The sequence below is a fragment of the Flavobacterium branchiophilum NBRC 15030 = ATCC 35035 genome (assembly GCF_002217205.1).
Classification (GTDB): Bacteria; Bacteroidota; Bacteroidia; order Flavobacteriales; family Flavobacteriaceae; genus Flavobacterium; species Flavobacterium branchiophilum.
Genome location: NZ_MUGT01000070.1, coordinates 1 through 1,583, shown reverse-complemented (window position 1 = coordinate 1,583; position 1,583 = coordinate 1). Strand labels below are relative to the sequence as shown.

Sequence of the window (1,583 nt, the reverse complement as noted above, 5' to 3'; positions counted from 1 at the left end):
TACAAGTAGGAGCAGGAGCACAAGTTACATTGGCTACCCATCCTGGTCTGTTTACAGAGGCATCACTTCTAAATCTAAAAGTCAAACAGCCATCGGTACTACTAGAGGTGAATGGTCCAGGAATGGTAGTACCCCAAAAGGCACCAGCCAAACCACCAGGCACATTGCCCGCAGGATTGGTACTTGCAATTTGTGGTGCTGTTGTACTATTTCCATCAAAAACATACAATCCGTCCCATGAAGCTTCTACATCAAAGGCAGTAAAAGTTACGGTAACCAAATCACCAGGCGTTGTTGGACAAATGGTATAGGTAGTATTGGAACTATTTGGATAATTATTGGTAGCTCCTCCAGCATCTACAAATGTACCCCCGCAAACAGGTGGTGCTATTAAGGTAGTAGCCGTTTTTGGCCCTGCCCAAGTACTCATATCGGTAGTAGAACATACGCCTCTAACATAAAAATTATAACAAGTATCAGGTGTTAATCCTGTGATATTCAAAGAATTGGCAGTAGCCGAAACCCATCCTGTACTTGTAGCCGTTGGTGCTGGAGCCGTACATGGCAATGCCAATACTTGCCAAGAAGTAGATGGAGTTACTGTGTTCCAAGCAAGAGTCAAAGTTGTCGAAGTGATGGCCGAAGTAACCAATCCTGTTGGTGCAGGACAAGTTGGTGGCAAGGCACAAGTTACGTTGGCCACCCACCCTGGTCTGTTTACAGAGGCATCACTTCTAAATCTGAAAGTCAAACAGCCATCGGCACTGGTAGAGGTAAAAGGGCCAGGAATAGTAGTGCCCCAGAAGGCACCAGCCAAACCACCAGGTACATTTCCTGCAGGGTTGGCACTAGCAATTTGTGGAGCTGTTGTACTATTTCCATCAAAAACATACAATCCGTCCCAAGAAGCCTCAACGTCAAATGCTGTAAAAGTAACAGTTACTTTTTCGCCAGCAACGGTTGGGCATATCGTTGTTACGCTATTAGAACTATTTGGGTAATTAGCTGTTCCGCCCGCATCTACAAAATTGCCACCACAACCAGGTGGTATAGCGGTTGTAGTATAGGCAAAAGGTCCAGCCCAAGTGCTGTAATCGGTGCCACAAACCGTGCGAACATAAAACTTATAATTGGTCAATCCCGCTAAACCTGTTTGGGAAAAACTTGTAGTAGTAGCTGTTCCAGTAGCCACACCTGTTGGGGTAGCAGTAGCCAACATATTTTCTACTTCATAACTGCTCGCACCTCCAGGACTTGTCCAGCCTAAAGTAGCCGTAGTTCCTGCAATAGCCGTAGCTGTAAGCGCAGTTGGGGGCAAACATTGGGCAATAATTCGAGCATTATCTACCAACCAACGATCGCCAGGAACGGTTCCAGTAGCAGGTTGGGTATATTTCATTACAAAAGCCACATATACTTGTTGGCCCGAATAAGCACTCAAATCTACCGTTTTTTCTTCGTAAATATTAAAAGTTGTATTTAGCGTAGTTTCGTCCCATTGTTGCACTTGGGTATAACCCGTAGTAACATTTTGGGCTCCAGCACTTACTAATTTGACTTTGATTTGGTACAGTGTACCTAAA

Annotated in this window: 1 protein-coding gene; it reads right to left on the bottom strand. The window is 44.8% G+C overall.

Features of this window, described 5'->3' with window-relative positions:
* The coding region (locus B0A58_RS09290) for a fibronectin type III domain-containing protein (RefSeq protein ID WP_207758842.1) at nucleotides 1–1,583 on the bottom strand (1,583 nt) is incomplete at both ends.